Genomic DNA, 21,748 nt, shown 5'->3' on the forward strand with positions numbered 1-21,748 from the left:
ATGCGACAGATAATAGCTTATTTTATAAAATACAGTGTTGCGGTCAACATCGTAATTATTGCCTTTTTGTTATTTGGGATTTTTGGTCTCCTACAGTTAAAATCTTCATTTTTTCCTTTGAATGAATCGGAGATTATAACCATAAATATTGCCTATCCAGGTGCAGCACCTCAGGAAATAGAAGAGGGAATTGTACTGAAAATAGAAGATAATCTAAAAGGATTGATTGGGGTTGAACGGGTAACTTCTGTTTCGCGAGAAAATGGTGGTAACGTTACCGTTGAGATTGAAAAAGATGAGGATATTGACGATATGCTCTCTGAAGTAAAAAATGCCGTAGATAGAGTCCCAAATTTTCCAGGGGGTATGGAGCCAGTGGTGGTGGCTAAACAAGAAAGAGTAAGGGAGACCATAAAATTTGCAATAAGTGGGAAGGGAATTGATTTAGTTACTCTTAAACAAATTGCAAGACAAATTGAAGGGGATTTACGTGCGATGGAGGGTATATCCCAAATTGAAATTACTGGTTATCCTGATGAGGAAATAGAAATCGCTGTAAGGGAAAATGATTTACTGGCATACGGTCTTACTTTTTCAGAGGTAGCCCAAGCCGTTTCTAGAGCAAATATTTTATCTACGGGTGGAAATATAAAAACTGAAGCTGAGGATTACCTTATCCGTGCAAGTAGTCGCTCATATTATGGGGATGAATTAACGCATTTGCCAGTACGTGCCATGGAAGATGGAACAATCGTTACATTAGAAGACGTGGCAAGTGTACGTGACCGGTTTTCAGAAAACCCTAATGCATCCTATTTTAATGGAAACATAGCAGTAAATGTAAACATTACTAATACAAATAGTGAGGATTTATTGTCCACTGCGGAAAAGGTAAATGTCTATGCCGAGGAGTTTAATCAAAAATATTCTGGTGTTAAGATTGATATCATCGAGGATCGGAGCATACGATTAAAGGAACGTACCAATACTTTGCTTGAAAATGGGGCAATGGGAATTTTTTTGGTATTGCTTTTTCTCTCCTTTTTCTTGAATACCCGATTGGCCTTTTGGGTTGCATTAGGTTTACCTGTGGCATTTATGGGTATGTTTATGTTTGCGGCGTATTTTGATATAACAATCAATATTATTTCGTTATTCGGAATGATTATCGTTATAGGTATTCTAGTTGATGACGGTATTGTTATTTCAGAGAATATTTACCAACATTTCGAATCCGGAAAACCAAGACTTGAAGCTGCAATTGATGGTACAATGGAGGTTGTTCCTCCAATTATTTCTGCTATCCTCACTACTGTTATAGCCTTTTCAACATTTTTATTTCTTGATGGAAGGGTTGGTGAATTATTTAGTGAGGTGGCTGTGGTTGTTATCTTAACACTTTCCATTTCGTTAGTTGAGGCCCTTATCATTTTACCGGCACACGTTGCTCACTCTAAAGCATTAACAAGAGAAACTGCAGAGCAAAAAGCAAACAAAAAAGGAATTGATAAATTCTTTATGAAATTGAGAAAATTCAATGAATTTGGTGATCGAGTAATGGCTTATATGCGTGATAAAATGTATAGTCCAGTTCTAAATTTTTCATTGAAATACCGTTTTATAACATTTTCAATTTTAATTGCTCTTATGGTATTAACCATTGGCGCTTTTATGGGAGGTATCATTAAAGGTTCATTTTTTCCAAATGTAGATAGCGATAGTGTTAGCATAGATCTTCTAATGCCTGAAGGGACCAACCCAAAAATTACGGATTCCATCATTACAATGATAGAGAGAGTTTCTTGGGAGGTAAATGAAGAATATACCGCTAAACAAACTGGAGGCAAACAAGTAGTTCAAAATATAGTTAAGCGGGTTGGACCCGGAAATAACAAAGCAAATCTAAGCGTAAATTTACTTCCAGGTGAGGAACGAGATTTTGCTTCACCAGATATTACGAATAGTATCCGTGAGGCAGTAGGTGAGGTTCCTGGAGTGGAGCTTTTGACCTTTGGTTCTGGTGGCAATTTTGGTGGTAACCCAATTTCAGTTTCTTTACTTGGTAATAATACGGAAGAACTAAAGGCAGCAAAAACAGAATTACGGGCTGCTATGGAAAAAAATTCGCTACTTGCAGATATAACGGATACAGATCCTGAAGGTATAAAGGAAATCAATGTTGAACTGAAACCGTCAGCCTATGCACTAGGATTAAATCTTCAGGAAGTGATGGGACAAGTAAGGGCAGGTTTTTTTGGACTTCAGGCGCAGAGATTTCAAAGAGGTCAGGACGAAATTCGTGTTTGGGTAAGATATGAACGAGGGGATCGAGAATCGATTAATGATTTGGATGAAATGAGAATCGTTACTCCAAATGGCCAAAGAATTCCATTTAAAGAAATTGCAACATATGATATTCAACGCGGAGAGGAAAGTATTCGGCATTTAGATGGTAGAAGGGAAATTCAAGTTAACGCAGATTTAAAAAATCCAAAGGACAGTCCAACAGAAATAATGCAGGATATAAAAACACGAATTTTACCAGGCATACTATCCAAATATCCAACAGTAACACCTTCATATGAAGGGCAGAATAGAGAGGCTAATAAGCTTCTTGCTTCTGCAAATGTCATTGTCCCTATCGTTATATTTTTGATCTACGTGGTTATCGCATTTACGTTTAGAAGTTATAGCCAACCATTAATGTTGCTGTTTATGATTCCATTTAGTTTCATAGCAGTCGCTTGGGGGCATTGGATACATGGTTTTTCGGTTAATTTCCTATCAGCTATGGGTATCATTGCACTTATAGGTATAATGGTGAATGATGGTTTGGTTCTTATAGGTAAATTAAACTCTTTTCTTAAGGAAGGATTGTCATTTGAAAATGCACTATTCGAAGCTGGCAGGTCTAGGTTTAGGGCTATATTCTTAACTTCTTTAACTACAATTGCAGGTATTGCGCCTTTATTAATGGAGAGAAGTAGAGGAGCACAATTTTTGAAACCAATGGCTATTTCTATTTCATATGGAATTTTTATTGCTACTATTTTAACCCTGATAATCTTACCGATTTTATTGTCTGCCGTTAATAGCTTCAAAACACGTTCTCATTGGTTGGTTACAGGTGAAAAAATAGACAAACGCGAAGTTGAAAGAATCGTAAAAGAACAAAAAGGGGATTATGCTCATTAGAAGATTACTGTACTTATTTCTAGTATTATTACCTTTTTTAGGAGTTTCACAAGAAGTATTAGAACCAGAACAAGCAATGGCTTTGACTTTGGAATATAATTATGGTATCAAAATCGTTAAGAACGATGTTGAAATTGCTGAGAACAACGCGGACTTATTGAATTCAGGTTATTTGCCAACTGTTTCTGCGAATGCAGGAGCAGTTTATGACAGAGATAACACAGATGTGGAATTTTCCGATGGATCAAGTAGAGTTTTAAGTGGTGCTGAAAGTTCACGTTATAATGCTTCGATAAATTTGAATTATGTTTTGTTCGATGGCTTGGGTCGAATGTACGATTATAGGAGGCTTAAGGAAGAATATAATCTTTCTGAATTACAAGCCTTAGAAACAATTCAAAACACCGTTTATCAGTTATTTACCATCTATTATAACGTTGCTGAGTTAACTGAGAACGTAAAAACATTAGAGCAGGGATTAGATATTTCAAGAGATAGAATTACCCGGGCAGAATATCAATTTGATTATGGTCAGACTAATAAATTAGGCGTACTCAATGCCCAAGTAGATATTAATAACGACAGTATTGCCCTAATAAATACTGAACAATTATTGGTAAATGCAAAACGGGACTTGAACTTTGTTATGGGGAATAAGGTTGAACGTGAGTTTACGGTGGATACAGTCACAACTTTCGTTCTTACTGGTGATAAGACAAGTTTGTATGAACGAATGATGGCCCAAAACGTTCAAATTCAGCAATTGGAAAAGAATATCACGATTAATGAATATCTTATCAAATCCCAAAGATCTGGATATTTGCCCACTATAGGTCTAAATGGTACTTATGGGTGGAATAAGAACAATAATAATGCAGCTTCCTTCTTAGCTGTTTCAAAAAGTAATGGACTTTCTGGCGGTATTAATTTAAGTTGGAATTTGTTTGATGGTGGTTCCACGATCACCAGGGTAAAAAATGCCAAGATTAATTTAGATACCCAACTTTTGCAAAAGGAACAGGTTTTGGAAAGTATCAAAAGAGATTTTGAAAATGCATGGGACAATTACATCAACAAACTTACCATCTACCAGGTACAACAAGAAAATATAATTACAGCAAAAAATAACTTCGATCGAACCGAGGAACGTTTCAAATTAGGTCAGGTAACTTCTATAGAATTTAGACAGGCACAATTAAATCTTCTAAACGTGGTACTCAATCGAAACCAATCTAAATATGCAGCAAAACTAGCTGAGCTGGAGGTGTTGCTTCTTAGTGGCGATTTGCTTAATGAAAACTTCTAGAAATGGAGGAATATTTCTTCCAATGTCCGCATTGTTGGCAGGAGATTTCGGTGTTGATAGATCTCTCAGTTACTGAGCAACAGTATATTGAAGATTGCGAAGTTTGCTGTAACCCTATTCAGTTTGAAATAACTACAGATGGTGAAAATGTAGTAGAATTCAAGATATCTTCCTTGGAGCAGTGATTTTATAAAGTGCTATAAATCAGATATTTATAGATTTTGTAAATTTTCGATTGTGCATTTCATCGAATAAAATTTGTTTTTCACCGATAAAATTCTAAATTCGTGTCAATATCATTGCTCCCTCAGCTAAATCTACTATTATGAAAACTATGAAATTAACCCTACTTTTTCTTATGGTTTCCATTCTGACCTTTGGAGGAACCGTAACAAAAAAAGAAAAACAAGCATTAATTGCCCTATACAAGAGTACCAATGGTGACAATTGGACTCGTTCTTGGGATCTTTCCAAAGATGTTTCAACTTGGCAAGGACTTACTATTGAAGGTGACCATGTTACCGCAATTGATTTGCCCTATAATAACATGGACGGAAATTTGCCAGAAGAAATTGGAAATTTGACTTCGCTTAAGAAATTGAATCTTTTTAGAAACAATATTAATGGAAGTATACCGTCAAGCATTAAAAATCTTAAAGCACTTGAAGAGTTAAATATTTCGTTTAACCAATTAAGCGGAAAGATACCTGCAGAAATAGGTGAACTTCCTTCTTTAGTTTCCCTCCAACTATTTATGAATCAACTAAACGGTGAAATTCCACAAAGTATTGGTTCATTAAAGAAATTGGAAAAACTGGAACTTTATAACAACAATTTACATGGTGAGATTCCCTCAACCATTTCACAACTTACCAATTTAAAGGAACTATTAGTTAGCAGTAACCATTTAAGCGGAAAATTAGTTTCCGATATTTCAAATCTTAAAAACCTTGAGGTTTTAAGTGTTTTTGATAACCAACTTGTTGGTATGGTGCCACCTTCAATCGGTCAGTTAGGTAAACTAGAAGAGCTGGTGCTTTCTAATAATGCTTTTTATGGTGACTTGCCTGGGGAATTAGCAAGTCTTACAAACCTAAAAGTATTGCTTCTAGGTAATAACAGCTTTAAAGGAAACTTGGCTGTACTACCAGAAACTCTCCCTAATTTAAGAGAATTCGACGTTACTAATAATAGTTCCGAGGGTGTAATTGTTACCCTCGATGAAGAAGACGAGAATTAAATAATGTTTCTTAGTTTTAATTAGACATCTCCCGATTTAACCGATCGGGAGATTTTTTTTATAAACTTTTGTAATCTAAAAAAGAGTATTATCTTTGCTGTCCGATATCGCGGGATAGAGCAGTAGGTAGCTCGTCGGGCTCATAACCCGAAGGTCACTGGTTCGAGTCCAGTTCCCGCTACTATAAAAACCAGTTGTTAAAGCAACTGGTTTTTTTGTTTATATCGTACCTTTAATGAATAGGTTATTAGTTTAATATAGACCAAATGAAAGGTAAAGAAGTAATATTGATTATTCTAGTAGGTCTAGTGATAGGGTTAATAATGTATTCATCTGGTGGCAAAATCAACATATTTAATGTTAAATTTTGGATAATATGGCCATCCGTCATTTTTTTAAGTTCTTTTTTATCGGATTTATTTGTTAAAAAGGATTCAATAATAACTGCAATATTAATTTCTTTAGGAGTAATGTTAGGCAACATTATGTACAATATTTTTGATACGATTATTAATTCAACTTCACATTCACTTTTGGGATTAGAAGTAATAGGCTATTTAGCCATTCTATTTATAACTGGCCTAACTGCATTACTTGGGGTTGGATTGTCCCAGTTAATTTTATTCTTTAGAAGAAGACAAAAGGAAAGTATTAGTTAATTAAGGTTTTTAATTTAATTATAATCATTCACTTTTAGAAAGTCATTCACGAAAATATTCAAACGCAAGAATTCAATCTTGCCTGCTACAAAAAAACCTCTTGAAATTTCAAAAGGTTTTTCTTTTTTGCATCTTTCTAAGGTTTGGTTATATTTAGTTAACTAACCAACCGACCTGATGAAGTTCAGTGATTTTAAAATTCCTCACGTCTTTATTTTTTTATTCTGGATTATTGTCTTCTGTTCAGTATTAAGTTATATCATTCCTTCGGGAAGTTTTGATAGGGAAAAAAGGATTATAAACAAAATTGAACAAAACATTGTTGTACCAGGTAGTTATTCAGAAATTCCCAAACATTTCTCAATTGAGGGCATAACAATAGGAGGGAACGTTAGTGGGTACGCCTCTCCGAATTCAATATTTAGTGTTCTCACCTCAATTCCTAAAGGACTAACACAATCGGGCTCCCTCATATTTTTTATTTTTATTTTAGGAGCGGTATTTAGTCTTATCGTTGAGACCAAAACTATTCATGCGTTTTTGTCTGAGCTTATTAAAAGGTTCAGTAAATACCCGAAACTTTTGTTTTTCCTTATTTATTTAACGATTTCTACGGGTAGTGCCTTTATGGGAATTTATATCGAATTGTTGCCACTCATCCCTATTTTAATTTTGTTGGCGGAACAAAATGGATATAACAGGATGTTTGGTTTTGCACTTGGAATTGTTCCTGTATATGTTGGTTGGTCAACGGCAACAACCAATCCCTTTACAGTGCAAATTGCTCAACAGATTGCGGAATTACCTATTGGCAGTGGTATGGGTTTGCGATTTGTGATTTTTTTGCTGTGCATTTTGATAGGATTTTCATACATAATGAGTTACGGCTCAAAAATCAAAAACAAGAGATTTGCATTAAAGGGCTCCTATACCAGTGAGAATTTGGTTGATGGTAAACAAATTGAACAGGTAAACCTTACAAAAATCATATTTCAATATTAATTGTTCTTATGATAGGATACTCAATTATATTATCAGCTGTTCAATTTATGGGTTGGGGATTAATTGAAATGAGTGCAGGGTTCTTGGCTATAGGTATCGCTGTAATTTTTTTAAGCGGCTGGTCTGGTGATAAAGCAATGGACATTTTCACAAATGGATTGAAATCTATGATAATCCCAGCTTTAATTGTTGGGGTTGCACGTGCCATTTCAGTTGTTATGGTCGAAAGTCAAATTATGGATTCCATTTTATATTATTTTTCCAATACACTCGCCAACCAATCTCAATCTATGGCAGTATCTGGGATGCTTGTTTTTCAGTCATTTCTTAATTTCTTTATTCCTTCAGCCTCTGGACAAGCTTTAGTTTCCATGCCTTTAATGACACCCTTATCAGATTTATTGGGTTTTTCTAGACAAACTGCAGTTCTAGCCTACATTTTCGGAGATGGATTTTCAAATATGATAATTCCAACAAACGGCATATTGATGGCAATGCTGGGGATAGGAAAGATTCCATTTGAAAAATGGTTCAGATTTGTATTTCCGTTATTTATTATTTTAATGCTAATTGCCTTTATTACCCTTATTTTATCTGTTAAGATTGGATATGAATAGAATTCCAAACACTCTATAAAAATCAATCTGTAAACTCATTTTTGTTGGAAAATCCGCAGCTTTTCTCTACGACTTTCAATGAGATTAGCTAAATAGTAATTAGTTAACTCATCTCTTTTTGCTGTTTTTCCTTATAGATCCCGGCCATCTTGAAATTTTATCAAAAAATTAACAAGTCGTTTAAAGGGTATTTTTCAATTTTTCTGTCTTAAAAGTAAACCAACTTATTAGGTATAATCTTAATTTTTCAATTATGTTAAAAACTTATCGAATTCTTCTTTTAATGTTGTCGATTGTCTTTTTCAATTCTGTAGAGACATCTGCGCAACATAATTCAATTGTTTCCGAATTACCAGAAAATACCAGGGTCACTAAAGGTGTACTTTCTAATGGAATGACTTACTATATCTATCCTACTGATGTTACGGAAGGGGTAGCAAGCTATTATATTATACAAAATGTAGGCTCTGTATTGGAAAATGATGAACAAAAAGGGTTAGCCCACTTTTTGGAGCATATGGCTTTTAACGGAACAGAAAATTTCGAAGGGAAAGGCATATTAAAGACTTTGGAAAAACAAGGAGCCATATTTGGCAGGGATATTAATGCATATACATCTTTTGATGAAACAGTTTATAATCTAAACAATATACCAACTAGAGATGGTCTTGTAGATACATGTCTCTTAATTCTAAGAGATTGGTCTAATTATTTATTGCTTACTGAAGAAGAAATTGACGCTGAAAGAGGCGTTATTAAGGAAGAGTGGAGAACTAGGCAGAGTGGGGGAATGCGTATTCTTCAACAAAATTTACCTGCAATGTTCAACAATTCAATTTACGCAGAACGGTTGCCAATTGGTGATATGAAGGTTGTTGAGGGATTTGAGTATGATGCACTTCGAGATTTTTACCATGATTGGTACCGAACAGATTTACAAGCAATCGCTGTGATCGGGGATTTTGATGTAAAGGAAATTGAATCAAAGATAAAGGTGATGTTCTCGGACATCCCAGCAGTTGAAAATCCTAAAGAGCGCAAAATTACTAGTATACCAGATAATGAAGCCATGATTTATAATCTTTCTATGGATGAAGAGGTGGCTTCTTCTAATATTTCATTTGTTATAAATCATCCTAAAAATCTTGGATCCTGGTCAAAAGAAGATTTTAAAACTGAGCTGCTTAATAATATGGTTCAGAGAATGGTTTCAGATCGACTTAAAGAAATATCCCAAAAGCCTGAATCGCCATTTCTGTCGGCAGGTTTGTTTTTTAGAGATATGACAAGGGCCAATCGCCAATTAACCTTGGCAATTAGGCCAAAATCTGATATGCAGCATGAAGCTTTCAAAACAGCTATGATAGAGATGGAAAGAGCTTCAAAATTTGGATTTGTTGAAGCGGAGGTTGAGCGGGCTCTTAAGGATCTTTATACAAATTACGAAACTCAAATAAGTAAAGAAGACGATTGGAGCCATGGTCAAATTGAAGGGATGATTCAAAAGAATTATTTGGAAAATGAACCTATGACTGATGTAAAGAAAGAGTATGAATTGGCAAAGTCTCTTTTGGAGGGGATTCAACCTAATGCGTTTCATGAAAGATTTAAAGCCTTATATACATCCAATAATAGAGTTTTATTAGTAACAGGTGTGGAAGGACGAGAAAATCTTACAGAACAGGATGCTAAATCCATTATTAAAGAGGTTGAAACCAATAATGAAATTGAGGCTTATCAAGATTCGTTTGCAGGTAAAAGTTTATTAAATGAAGCGCAAATTAATCCAGGTAAAATTATTTCAGAGAAAATTGATGAAGTTACTGGCGCTAAAGTATTTGAACTTAGTAATGGTGCAAAAGTCCATTATTCTTTTGTAGACAAGAATAAAAATGATGTTTCATTCTATGCAATTAGTGATGGGGGAACATCTCTTCTTAACGATGACAAGCTACCATCAGCATCAATGTCGGTAAGTTTGGCACAGATGTCTGGTTTAGGTGAATATAATGCTGTGGAATTGCCTAAAGTATTAGCGGGTAAAACTGCAAGAACGCAGCTAAACCTAAGTGATGTTTCAGAAAGTATTAATGGCTCGTCAACTACCAAAGATGTTGAAACCCTTTTGCAAATGGTTTACATGAGATTTGAAAAACCAAGATTTGATGCTGATGCTTATAAAGTGATGCAAGGAAACATTTCAAATTTTCTACAGCGAAAAACCAAGAATTTAGGCTCCAAAATGCAAGACAGTATAACAGTGACCTTATATGGGACGAAGAATCCCCGAAATAGATTGTTTGATGAAGCATATGCTGAAGAAATAACCTTCGATGAAATGGTTGCTGTTTATAAAGACAGGTTTAAGGATGCCTCTGATTTTGACTTTTTTATTGTTGGCGATATAAGTGAAGAAGATGTAAAACCATTGATAGCCAAATACATTGGCGGTATTACTTCTTCATCTACAGATGAAGACTGGAAAAATAAAGAACCAAACTGGTTAGACGATACTATTAAAAGAAGGATATTCTTACCAATGGAAGATCCTAAGGCTACAGTTCGCATTGGATTTGAAAGAGAGCAAGATTATACCATTAAGGCGGACTATATTGCCAATACCTTATCAGCCCTACTTAAATTAAGATATACCGAAACTTTAAGGGAAGAAGAAGGCGGGACTTATGGTGCTGGTGTTCGAGCTGGTATGGCAAAACGACCAACTGAAAAAAGTTATTTAAATGTAAGCTTTGACTGTAATCCTGAAAAAGTTGAAAATCTAGTTGCAATTGTTTATAACGAAATCACTAAAATTAGTGAAGGAACGGTTAATGATGAGGATTTGAAGAAGACATTAGAAAGTTTCCTTAAAAATCGTGAAGAGAGTAAGAATTATAACAGATATACAATGAACCTTCTTACAAATTATGTGAGGGAAGGTTACAACATGGATGACCCTGCAAATTTTGAAAATATCATTAATGGCATTACCGCCAAGGAAGTTCAAGAATTTGCCAAAAAACTTTTGGAGGAAGCCAAAAAATACGAAATTGTATTTTTACCAGGAAATGACCTTTAATTGAAGAGGGTTGGTGTCTTTGACCAAAATACTAGGAGATAGTAATTTAACTTGATTTACTGTACAGATTGTTCTGTATTCAGTTTTCGAATCCCTTTAGATATTTACATTTCTAAGGGGATTCTTTTTTAGAAATATATACAATTGTAAAGTTTTTAATAAAATAGTCGGTGAAACAATATCATATTCCTATGTGCATTAATTTAAATCGGATTATCCATAATGGTTAATTTCTTGTATGCACTAAACAAATTATAACGCAAGTTTAATGCTTGCCATAGCCAATCGCCCAATTGATGGAGCGCCAACAAATTCAATTTGCTTTGTATTGAAGATGTTAGAAATGTTGAAATTAACACTCACAAGGTTGTTGTAACGATATAATGCATTAAAGTCGAAGGTTGTAAATCCACCTAAGGGTCCGCGATTATAATTTTTTGGAGGTACTCTTGTGCCTTTACCATCCTCACTTCCAACTTGATTGCCACTATAAAACTCATATTTCTCCACTATCCTTGCTCCAAATGAAAGGTCCAACCTTTCCTTAATTAAATTTTCAAAATTCAACTGGGCACTTCCCCTATGATTTGGTGCATTAAGACTTTTTTCTTCCTTCGAAATTACGCCATCACCATTGGCGTCATTTTCTTCAAATTCTGCATTCATCCAAGAATATTTTAGAGCTAAGTTGACAGATGGCGTAAATTTGTATGTCGTCCCTACATCCAAACCATACACATTAGCCTTTCCATAGTTAAAAAAAGTGAGGAAAGTTGCTCCTCTAAGGGTGTCATTACTTACAGTGCCTGCCATGCCTGGATTATGCTCAACCGCAATGCCATCTACCGATAACGCCCTACCTCCAATCATTAATGGAGGTGTTATAAAGTTTTTACTAGTACCATAATAAGCATTGGCATCAACCCAAATTTTTTCGAAGGGTTGACCTTTATAGCCAATTTCCCAGGTCGTTACTTCCTCAGCTTTTATTGGCTGTGTGGTCTGAATGTTATCTGAATCGTTGATATTTGAGTTATTCGGAATGTATGTAATCCCCTTACCTCCATTACCAAAAAGGAAATCGCGAATACTGGCATATTGATTTTGTATTGTTGGCAGAGCATAAGCCTTGGCCCATCCCAACCGAACATTACCTTTATTAAAATCTTTAATAAAGGTTAGTTTTGGCGCCCATAAATTTTTGAAATTGTCATTATCGTCAAATCTCATTGCCCCAATTACACGGAAATCTTTTAGAATCTTTTTTTCAAGTTGTACCACTGCACCTATTTGTGAGACAGAAATTGCATCAGACTCCCCTACCAATGAATTTCCATCATCCGTATTTGGATGTAAGTTTTCAAAATCTAAACCGGCTACAAAATATAGACCGGCTTTTTCAAAATTATTCTGGTATTGGAAATCTGCATTAAATCGTCTGCTTTTTTCTTTAAATGATGCCGCATTTAATGCAAATTGTTCGGCCTCATCTGGAGGTAGGAATAAAGGTCCAGGTTGGGTCCGCAACCAAAAAATTTGTGTATATGCTGTGATGGTATAACTTGAACCTAGGGTTCCCCAAGTATTATAAACGTTGGCATAGAAATGTGGGCTTCTATACCTAGCTTGAAGAAAACTATAGCCTAAACCGCGCATTTGGTTTCTTCCACTTGTTGTTACTTGTATTAAATCGTTGGTGCTGGCGCCTCCAGAAACTATTATTTCACTTTTGGAGTTTAGAGTGTAATACAGATGTGCCTCACCTCGAAGGTGGCGGAAATTTAAATTTAGATTATGCTCTGGTATGCTTTTTTGAGGGGTCCCGACATATACGCTATCAATAAAATCGAACTCTTCACCGGTTGCATATTCACCTGTTACTTTCCAAGCCCAATGGTTATTTACTTTTTCGGCATATCGAAGTCTTCCACTAAATTGATGTTGATTCCCTGCACTAAGCGAAACAGAGACCCCTGGAGATAATCGCGGATCTTTCGTAATTGTATTGAATACTCCATTATGGGCATTAGGTCCAAATAGAGCGGTTTGTGGCCCAACTATAACTTCAATTTGCTCAATATCATCCTTTATAGTTGATCCATTATTAAAAACAGGAAGACCGCCACTAAGTGAGGCTGTACTAATTCGTCCGTCAACAATTTGTAAAATTTTGTTATTGAAAGCACTGTTCAATCCCCTAGCATTAAACGTAATTCCATCAACCCCATATCTCGTAAACTCCACTCCTTGCATTTTTGCGATAAGTTCTCCTGTATTAGACCCAGAAAACCTATCTAAGTCTTTAGAAGTTAAGACTTGAACTGGGGCAGGAGCAGTAGTTATTTTTTCCGGACGTAATAGGCTCGAAATAACCACTTCATCTAGCGTGTCGATGAGAATTTCTTTGTCTTGATCTGGGTTTTGTGCTGATAAAATTTGAGTTACTAATACAAATGAATAGAGATAAATAGCCGAAATCTTCATGCATATAAATGTTTAGAAAAGGCTATTTCAGTATAGGAATAAGGGGACTCAATATGTTATTGAACCAGGCTTAATGATAAAACACCAGCTTCAATAATACCATTGATCAGCTTTAGGAAGATTTACTAAAATTATATTTTTTTACGATATGTTTTGTGTTTTTTTAGTTGGTTGATATGAATTATTTCGATTCGTTTTTCAAAATATTGTAATACAGAATCTTAGTTAGTTTCGGTAAAATAAAATTTAATTAAAAATGATAATTTATTTATCGATAGATGGATTAATATGGTTGTCAGAAACTATTTTTTAGTAGACGAATAGGTATTGTCGCCTATTTTTTCTTTTCTGTCGTTCAATCTCCTATATATGTAGTAATTGGAGCTTGGCATATAGTTTTATAAATTAAATTTATAGTAAACAATTACATTAATGTCTTTAAGAGAATTCGTTTTATCGGATAGATTATCTTATCGTATTACGAGACATTTTGTTTTTTGGTTTTTTTGGGGGGGATATTTCACCATCACAAGACTCCTAAATCCAATGCCGTTGATGGCCACTGGTCAATTTCCAAATTTTTGGAAGACCGTGGTAGAAACCTTTTTTTTTCTGTTTCCACAGACTTTCATTGTTTATCCGGCACTTTATTTTGTACTTCCAAAATTTGTATTTAAGCAGAAGTATGTTCTGGCATTTTGCTGGTTTCTTGTTTTTTATTTTGTTGCATTAACGGTACACGCAATTTTCCTTTTATATATTCCATGGGCTAAAATGGCATGGGTTCCAAAAGCAAATTTATTTTTGACGACTACTACCTTCGCTCAAAAAATTTATTTCGCTTACCTAGGCAGTGTATTGGGATCTATTACCTCACTTGCATTAGCTGGATGCTTTAAAATGTTTAAACATTATTACCTGAAATCATTAAGAAATCAACAACTTCAACAAGAAAATTCGGACGCTCAACTTCGATTACTAATGGCTCAGGTACAGCCTCATTTTATGTTTAATACGTTGAATAATATATACTCTCAAGCCCAGGAAGAATCACCTAAAAGTGCAAAAATGATTATGGCACTTTCCCATATTCTAAGATATATTTTAGATGAAGGTAAAAAGGATTGGGTCCCTTTGGAGAATGAGTTGGAAATGGTGGTAGATTATCTCAATCTTGAAAAAATAAGATACGATAACAAGCTAGATCTTCATTATTCATTTCCTAATGTTGAAGAAATTACAATAGCGCCACTGCTTTTACTACCGTTGGTTGAAAATTGTTTTAAGCATGGAGCTAGTAAAATGATTAGAAAACCTTGGATAAATATTAAAGCAGAGTTGAAAAATCAAACCTTTTCCATGAAACTGATGAATGGGAAAAAACGAACTTCAACTCTAGCAGAAAACAGAATAGGTACTGGCATTGAAAACGTTAAAAGAAGACTAAGCCTTTTATATCCTAACACACATAAGTTGGAAATCCGTGATGAAGATGATGTATTTGTTGTAGATCTTAGGATAGAATTAAATTCTAACTATTCAATTAAACACACACCCGATGAGCAACTCATATTTGGTTATGAATAAGCCTGAAAAAACACATCCCAAATGTAGATGTCTTATAGTGGATGATGAACCGCTGGCCAGAGATGTCATAAGGCGCTATTGCGATAAATTGCCAGTTTTAGAATTGGTGGGTGAGTGTAGCAATGCTATCGAAGCATTTATGTATCTACAGTCTAATGAAATTCATCTTATTTTTTTGGATATAAGAATGCCAGAGCTTTTAGGAACCGAGCTGATGCAATCTCTTCAAAATCCTCCTAAGGTTATCTTTACGACAGCCTATAAAGAATATGCCTGGGATGGTTATGAATTAGATGCGGTGGATTATCTCTTAAAGCCAATTCGGTTCGATCGCTTTTTAAAAGCTATAAACAAAGCTTTACCAGGCTATGAGAATGATCTTCTAAATGATGAATCGCTTGAGTTTGAAAGGAAGTCTGGTGTGGACTCCATTTATCTACGAATCGATAGAAGACAGGTACGAATTGTTTTAGATGATATTCTTTATGTGGAAGGTGCTAAAGATTATATTAAAATATTTACCCAGGACAAGATGCATCTTTGTCGTCAGACAATATCCTCTTTTGAAAATATGGTCAATAAAAATGAATTTGTCCGCATTCATAGATCTTTTATTGTTTCAATTAATAAGATTAAATCGTATACCCACGAATTGGTTGAGATTAACAAAAAAGAACTTCCAATCGGGAAGTTCTATTTAAACCATTTCTTAAAAACACTTGATTCCAGTATTGCTTGAAATCCAAAAGATATTAATAATAATAATAGTATGTAATTCCATTATTGGATCTTCTTGACCTGAGATTACCTAAATCGTCATAGGCGTATATGTAATTCACATCTTCTTGAGGCCCCCAACCGCCAGTATATCCTGTTTTTAAAGAAATTGGTAACTGGCTTTGTACACGATGAGTCGGAATAATATCCCATTCTGGAAATTGGTTTGGTTTTTCAGTATATGTATAAAAGGTTGTTGAAAAGTATAATTCCTCACCATAATATGAATCTATGCTTTTAATATTATCCCCTGAATAATAAGAATAAAAATTCTTTTCAATAGGCTCATTTCCACTGGAGATTTTTTCAATTATTTGATTATTCTGATTGTAGGTATACTTGTAATTTAGAGATTGGCTATCGGGATTCATAAATTCCGTGGTTGAATTTTTAATTAAACCGTTTTCCCAAAGAAATGTTGTTTTTGAAATGTCTTCGGTATCATCGTTCGTCAATATTGTTACTAATTTTCCTTGATCATCATATTTATAATGCTCATGTAAATTGGTATTACCATAGAAATAATTAACTTTTGCTAATCTTCCAGAAATGTTATAAAAATAACTAACCTTATGTTGAAGATTGTTGCCATTATAGGTTACGTATGATTTTGGTAACCCACTTAATTCGTCATCTGATATATCTAATTGTAGTGAATGATATGAATTTATATAGATCGGCCTAGTAATATTTTTAATAGTTAAAATTGGATCTATATTTTCAGTTATAGTGTTGTCGTCAGCGCGATTAATATTAAAGGAAAGTATGGTTGTATTTTTGTTGAAATTTAATTGTAATGCATTTTCATCAATGACGGTCGCACCTATAATTTCTAGATTTTTTAAGTCTGAACCTAAAATGGTGATAACACCATCGGTTTCGGCTGGTTCGTTAAATTTTATTTCCACTGTAATTTCAGAGCCCTCTTCCATTCTTATATAGTTTGTCATAAATCCAACCGTGTTAAAAGCATGGTCATATTTGAAATAATCATTACCATCATCAGATGTGCAATTGTAAATTGTAGTGAATAGGAGCGACAAGACAAAAATTCTTAGAATAGTATTCATATAATAATTAGTTAAGAAACCTTCGTAGATTAATAATAGTCATAAACCACCTTAGTGTTGTTGCCAGTTTTCTCAATTACCCTGCCTTCTTCATCGAGTTTGTATTGGTAATCTTCGTTTACCTCGTAAGTATTCGATTGTAGATGTAACCGATTCATCGATGTCGGAAATAGATTTTGAATACTTTTTCCGGGAATTATGGTTGTCTCAGGGAATAAATTTGTGTAAGTAGTATATCCAGCTATTTGCATCGCGCGCCCATGGAATTCTGCGGTATTGTCATCACCGAAATATTCATCAATGGTTTTTATATTTCCATCGTCATAATAGGAATATTTAAATTTTGAGGTGAAATGAAAATCCGTATTTATTTCAGTTGATTGTATTATTTCTCCATTAGAATTATAATCATATATTAAATTGGAGTGGCCATACCATGGTGCATTGTATCTGTCGGCTTTAACGATGCGGTCTTTATCCCAGTAAAAATTATAGGTGTCATAGGGAACAGTTGGAGTCCCAACATATAATTTTACCAAGTTGCCTTCCGAGTTATAAAAGTAGGAGTCCTGAAGCACTTCAGACCCAGAATCATTTGAGTATTTATATACTACTTTGGATATGTTTCCGTCATCGGTATAATAAAACTGTGACCAATAGGTTTGTATTCCATATTCATACCTGATAAGACTTTTGGGATGACCTGCAAGCTGTAACCCATGGTTTTGGTTAATTGGGTTGGTGGGTTGGTTATTGGTAGTTTCAATAGTTCTGCTTGGGTTTGGTGTGGGAAAAATTTCTTCACTGTCATTTGAACATGATACCAAAACAATTGTAAATACGATATACCATAAGATAGTTAGATAGGCTTTCATTTTTTTGGTGTTAAATTGAAATAGATGTTGATGTAGATAACAGTACTTACTTGACTTCTAATATATAAAGTCAATTATTTGGTCAAAAAAATGCTCTTGTGGGTGAATTTATTTGCTCTTTTAACTCTCTTTTAGATTAAAGAACAAAGTATAATATGGTTGAATTTACTTAAGAATTTGCTTTCAAATTTTTAAAAAAGTTAAATGCTATAAAATGAAAGACAGACAACCAGTATTGGTCGACGAATAAGTATAACTGAAAAGATGGTTTTGTTCTGCAAATCGTATCTTAGGTTTTGCGTAGGGATAATAATTAATCCCTAATTTTAAGTTTTTATGAATCGCCGAAATGGATTAAGATTTTTGATGTAAGGATGGCACGGCTTGGATTTGTTTTTAACCAGCTTTAAAATGGCTTTCAAAACTAAAAGGTTGTGGGTTTCAAGGTTAAAAATAGTAAGTCTTCATTTACTATTCTGGGTAATAGTTGTTCTTTATTTTGCATGGGGATTTGGTTTTAATGTTAATCCCTGGCAATCTTTTTTAGGCGCCCTATTCTATTTACCAGGCCATCTTATAATGGTATATTCACTTCTTTATTTTCTGGTGCCTAAATTTTTATTAAAACGACAGTTTTTAAAGTTTTTTATAGGATTTATTATAGTTGTTTTAATCTGTGCCTTATACACCATAATAGCTCAACTTTCCGTTAATAATAATCCTGATTTCAGAGGAGTCGAACTTTCAGTTGGAAGGAATATTTTGCCATTCATTCATGTTGGTGCTATTGCAGCTTCCATAAAATTATTAAAGCACTGGTATTTTCAACGCAATTTAACCATTGAGGCAGAGCAACAAAAGACAATGGCCGAATTAAAATTATTAAAAGCCCAACTGCATCCTCACTTCTTATTTAATACACTGAACAATTTATATTCACATACATTAGAATCTTCTCCAAAATCACCTGAAATAGTATTGAAACTTGCCAATTTATTACGGTTCATGATTTATGAAAGTGATACACCGAGGATTTCCCTTAAAACTGAAATAGATTTATTAAACAATTATATATCATTAGAAAAGTTACGTTATGGTCCGCGCCTAGATGTTTCTTTAACCATTACAGGAGATCTAGATAATTTTCAAATTGCACCATTGTTGCTTCTTCCCTTTTTAGAAAATGCATTTAAACATGGAACTAGTCGGCAAATAGACCAATGCTGGATTAATTTGAATCTATCAGTCGAAGACCAATTAATGTGTTTTAAATTAGTTAACAGTATAGATCCAAACGATAATATCGACAATGCTAATAAAACAGGTGGATTGGGATTGGAAAATGTAATTCGAAGGCTTGAGTTGATTTATCGCAATAATCATCAACTTGAAATTGTAAAATTGGAAGACGTATTTGTGGTAACACTTGACTTAAAACTTGAGTTTTTGGAGGACAAATATATTGGCCCTTCCATATCAAATCAAAATAAGAATGTATATGCGCTGTAATTGTATTATTGTGGATGATGAACCCCCAGCAATTTCAATTTTAAAAAGTTATATTGAAAATGTTCCTCAATTAGAAATTGTTGGTACTTGTAAAAATGTCTTTGAGGCCATGTCTATTTTGAATGAAAAGAATGTCGACCTCATGTTTTTAGATATTCATATGCCAAAACTAATAGGGACTCAATTTTTAAAATCGTTAACAAATCCTCCAAAAGTTATATTTACAACAGCGCATAAGGATTTTGCAATCGAGGCATTCGATCTAGAAGCCATAGATTATTTGTTAAAGCCAATTCCGTTTGATCGATTTTTAAAAGCCGTAAATAGATTTTGCGATTCAGTTAATCCAGAAATTGAGGCTTCAGAAAATTCTCCAGCGTTCCTTTACTTTAGGGCCGATCGAAAAATGATTAAAGTGTGGGTTGATGATATTCTATACATTGAAAGTTTTAAGGATTACATAGTTATTCATAGGTTAGGGAATCCGGATTTACGAGTGAAACAAACTCTTAGTTCAGTGGAGAAAATGCTACCTCAAAACTTGTTTTTGAGAATCCATAGATCTTTTATTGTGGCCACAAACAAAATCACTGCTTACACAAAAAATGATGTAGAAATTGGAAAAATTGAAATTCCTTTTGGGAGTAATTATGGGGATATTATTTCAAAATTGTCAAATGACAGCAATGCCTTTAAAAATGAAGGTTGATGCAAATTGTTTAATAAAAAATACTCCGACCTATTAAGGAAGGAGTCATATGCTTTATAACGTTCAGTTTATCTGTAATCCTCCAAATTATTTTCAAAAATGTATTTTCCTAGCATTATGCCATGATGTTCCCCAATTTCAATGGAACGCCTAAAGTGGTGACCATTATATAATCTTGATTCACCATTTTCTTTGGTTATTTGGGTGAAACTGTATAATTGCCGTTCTAATCCTGGAGTATAGAAGGAAGTAGCCATTAAAGAAATTTCATCAGATCCGAAATAAAGTCTAAAAATTTCTGAGGCTGCAGCAACACCATATGGCGTTGAAGCTGGGAACTCTAAAATTGGTGGAGTTGTTCTTACAGCGGTCCATGTAATATCCCCAACAGTATCTGGGTTTCCATCATTATCTCCAGCTTTTATGGCCGTAATTGGCGCCCAAAAGTTAAAATGATTTTTCTCTTCAAAGGATGCTATGAAAGAATCGATTAAAGCCATCTCTACCATAGCTATAAGTCTGGCAGCTTCCCAACCATTAAGATCATGTTCTTCAATCAGGGTTCTGGCTAGACGGTTCATTGAACTTGCTGGGTTTTCGGTCCAAAATGTCCCTATCAATGTTTGTTCAGTGGTACGTTCAGGGCAATTTAAACATCCAAGAGATTTAATTTCGTTGTAGTCTTTTGTATAAGCGTCTGAATTAATTGCATGAGGCCCTTCGTTTAAAAATTGGTCATTAGAGGCAATTCCAAAAGGCTCCAACTCACCTAAATCTGGTGCAAAAACAGCCCCGGCAGGCCAATTTGGGGTGGGGAAACTAAAAGGTGGGAAGTTTGCCTGATAAGTTCCAGGGTCATTGTTAGGAGCATTATACTTTTGAAATACTAATGCAATGTCGTTTTGCCGTTTTTGGAACAATGCTTGTGCAGCGGCTTTACCGATTTCCACACCTTGGGCTTTGGTGCTTTCGTCTTCAATACTAGATAAGATATTATCCAACAAGGCATCTGCGGAGGCAAGAGATGACGGAAATACACTTACCATAACATCTCTGGCGGCTTGTGAGACAGCGGCATCACCAATTGCTTGAATATTTTTTTTAGAAATATCGCTGGCATCTACCATTGTATTATCTAGCGCGTAGGTTTCAAATTTCGGTACCACATTATTAAGGGCATCGTGCATGGCGAGGGTTACCATGGCATAAATTTTTACTTCGACAGGTAAAGACACTTTTTCATCGATGTTAGCACTTAACAATTCATTCCATTTAAGAACCGTTCCGGGATTATAGGATTTAATCATGCCATTGTTATATTTTCCGAGATCTTGTGATTGTGAAGAAGATAGAAGCTCAGAATCAAGTTCTAGTTCTTCTTTTTCACATGAGGCTATGATCGTAAATAGAATCACCGTGGCTAATAATTTTAGGTTTGTTTTCATAATACGTTTTTGATATTTAAATTTTGAAAATGATCATATTGACGAGGAAATAGCCATATCAATCAATTTCTGGAACTAAAATTATGCATGTGGCTTGGTTTGTACAGGTGAAAGCGTTTAACGTTCTGTAAAGTGCGATAGAAAATTGTTTTGATTATATTAAAATATATTTGTCGCAATACTAAGGGAGGTCC

Annotated in this window: 16 protein-coding genes and 1 tRNA gene; 13 read left to right on the plus strand and 4 right to left on the minus strand. The window is 34.5% G+C overall.

Going from position 1 to position 21,748, the window contains the following annotated elements; genetic code table 11:
• The 9 genes from ISU00_RS10925 (at position 1) to ISU00_RS10960 (ending at position 11,098) form a co-directional block, all read left to right on the plus strand.
• A complete protein-coding gene (locus ISU00_RS10925) occupies positions 1 to 3,195 on the plus strand; it encodes an efflux RND transporter permease subunit (protein WP_228850695.1) in 3,195 nt (1,064 codons plus the stop codon).
• Entirely contained in the window at positions 3,185 to 4,501 is a 1,317-nt protein-coding gene (locus ISU00_RS10930; protein WP_228850696.1) for a TolC family protein, read from the plus strand. The genes ISU00_RS10925 and ISU00_RS10930 overlap by 11 nt, the downstream gene beginning before the upstream one ends.
• A 2-nt stretch (positions 4,502 to 4,503) precedes the next feature.
• Positions 4,504 to 4,686, plus strand: coding sequence for a CPXCG motif-containing cysteine-rich protein (locus tag ISU00_RS10935; protein ID WP_228850697.1), 183 nt, complete (start codon positions 4,504 to 4,506; stop codon positions 4,684 to 4,686).
• Between the two features lie 140 nt (positions 4,687 to 4,826).
• Positions 4,827 to 5,741: a leucine-rich repeat domain-containing protein gene (locus ISU00_RS10940; RefSeq protein WP_228850698.1), complete on the plus strand. Its 915-nt coding sequence runs from the start codon at positions 4,827 to 4,829 to the stop codon at positions 5,739 to 5,741.
• A 108-nt stretch (positions 5,742 to 5,849) separates the two neighbouring features.
• Positions 5,850 to 5,922, plus strand: a tRNA-Met gene (locus tag ISU00_RS10945).
• Positions 5,923 to 6,007: 85 nt separating this feature from the next.
• Positions 6,008 to 6,400 carry a hypothetical protein gene (locus ISU00_RS10950; RefSeq protein ID WP_228850699.1) on the plus strand — a complete coding sequence of 131 codons (393 nt, stop codon included), beginning with the start codon at positions 6,008 to 6,010 and terminating at the stop codon, positions 6,398 to 6,400.
• Between the two features lie 177 nt (positions 6,401 to 6,577).
• The gene (locus tag ISU00_RS17665; RefSeq protein WP_262892110.1) at positions 6,578 to 7,402 is read left to right on the plus strand and encodes a hypothetical protein; all 825 of its coding nucleotides are present in this window, start codon (positions 6,578 to 6,580) and stop codon (positions 7,400 to 7,402) included.
• Between the two features lie 8 nt (positions 7,403 to 7,410).
• On the plus strand, positions 7,411 to 8,019 hold the full coding sequence (locus ISU00_RS17670) for a TIGR00366 family protein (protein ID WP_262892111.1): 609 nt from the start codon (positions 7,411 to 7,413) through the stop codon (positions 8,017 to 8,019).
• Between the two features lie 253 nt (positions 8,020 to 8,272).
• Positions 8,273 to 11,098, plus strand: a complete 2,826-nt coding sequence (locus ISU00_RS10960; protein WP_228850700.1) for a M16 family metallopeptidase — start codon at positions 8,273 to 8,275, stop codon at positions 11,096 to 11,098.
• 252 nt (positions 11,099 to 11,350) lie between these two features.
• Here the strand turns inward: ISU00_RS10960 and ISU00_RS10965 are convergent, their stop codons facing one another.
• Positions 11,351 to 13,582 carry a TonB-dependent receptor plug domain-containing protein gene (locus tag ISU00_RS10965; protein ID WP_228850701.1) on the minus strand — a complete coding sequence of 744 codons (2,232 nt, stop codon included), beginning with the start codon at positions 13,580 to 13,582 and terminating at the stop codon, positions 11,351 to 11,353.
• Between the two features lie 432 nt (positions 13,583 to 14,014).
• Here ISU00_RS10965 and ISU00_RS10970 point away from each other — a divergent pair, with 432 nt between their 5' ends.
• A complete protein-coding gene (locus ISU00_RS10970) occupies positions 14,015 to 15,169 on the plus strand; it encodes a sensor histidine kinase (RefSeq protein WP_228850702.1) in 1,155 nt (384 codons plus the stop codon).
• A complete protein-coding gene (locus ISU00_RS10975; RefSeq protein ID WP_228850703.1) occupies positions 15,141 to 15,908 on the plus strand; it encodes a LytR/AlgR family response regulator transcription factor in 768 nt (255 codons plus the stop codon). The genes ISU00_RS10970 and ISU00_RS10975 overlap by 29 nt, the downstream gene beginning before the upstream one ends.
• A gap of 13 nt (positions 15,909 to 15,921) precedes the next feature.
• Here ISU00_RS10975 and ISU00_RS10980 read toward each other — a convergent pair whose 3' ends face one another.
• Together ISU00_RS10980 and ISU00_RS10985 are read right to left on the minus strand one after the other, a co-directional pair.
• Positions 15,922 to 17,016: a hypothetical protein gene (locus tag ISU00_RS10980; protein ID WP_228850704.1), complete on the minus strand. Its 1,095-nt coding sequence runs from the start codon at positions 17,014 to 17,016 to the stop codon at positions 15,922 to 15,924.
• Positions 17,017 to 17,045: 29 nt separating this feature from the next.
• Complete coding sequence (locus ISU00_RS10985; protein WP_228850705.1) at positions 17,046 to 17,891, minus strand: hypothetical protein; 846 nt, start codon at positions 17,889 to 17,891, stop codon at positions 17,046 to 17,048.
• A gap of 411 nt (positions 17,892 to 18,302) precedes the next feature.
• Here ISU00_RS10985 and ISU00_RS10990 point away from each other — a divergent pair, with 411 nt between their 5' ends.
• Both ISU00_RS10990 and ISU00_RS10995 read left to right on the plus strand, forming a co-directional pair.
• On the plus strand, positions 18,303 to 19,400 hold the full coding sequence (locus tag ISU00_RS10990; protein ID WP_228850706.1) for a sensor histidine kinase: 1,098 nt from the start codon (positions 18,303 to 18,305) through the stop codon (positions 19,398 to 19,400).
• Positions 19,390 to 20,109, plus strand: a complete 720-nt coding sequence (locus ISU00_RS10995; RefSeq protein ID WP_228850707.1) for a LytR/AlgR family response regulator transcription factor — start codon at positions 19,390 to 19,392, stop codon at positions 20,107 to 20,109. Before ISU00_RS10990 ends, ISU00_RS10995 begins: the two co-directional genes overlap by 11 nt.
• Before the next feature lie 68 nt (positions 20,110 to 20,177).
• Here ISU00_RS10995 and ISU00_RS11000 read toward each other — a convergent pair whose 3' ends face one another.
• Positions 20,178 to 21,554: a vanadium-dependent haloperoxidase gene (locus tag ISU00_RS11000; protein WP_228850708.1), complete on the minus strand. Its 1,377-nt coding sequence runs from the start codon at positions 21,552 to 21,554 to the stop codon at positions 20,178 to 20,180.
• Positions 21,555 to 21,748 lie beyond the last annotated feature (194 nt).

This window comes from Aegicerativicinus sediminis (genome assembly GCF_015476115.1).
Lineage (GTDB): Bacteria > Bacteroidota > Bacteroidia > Flavobacteriales > Flavobacteriaceae > Aegicerativicinus > Aegicerativicinus sediminis.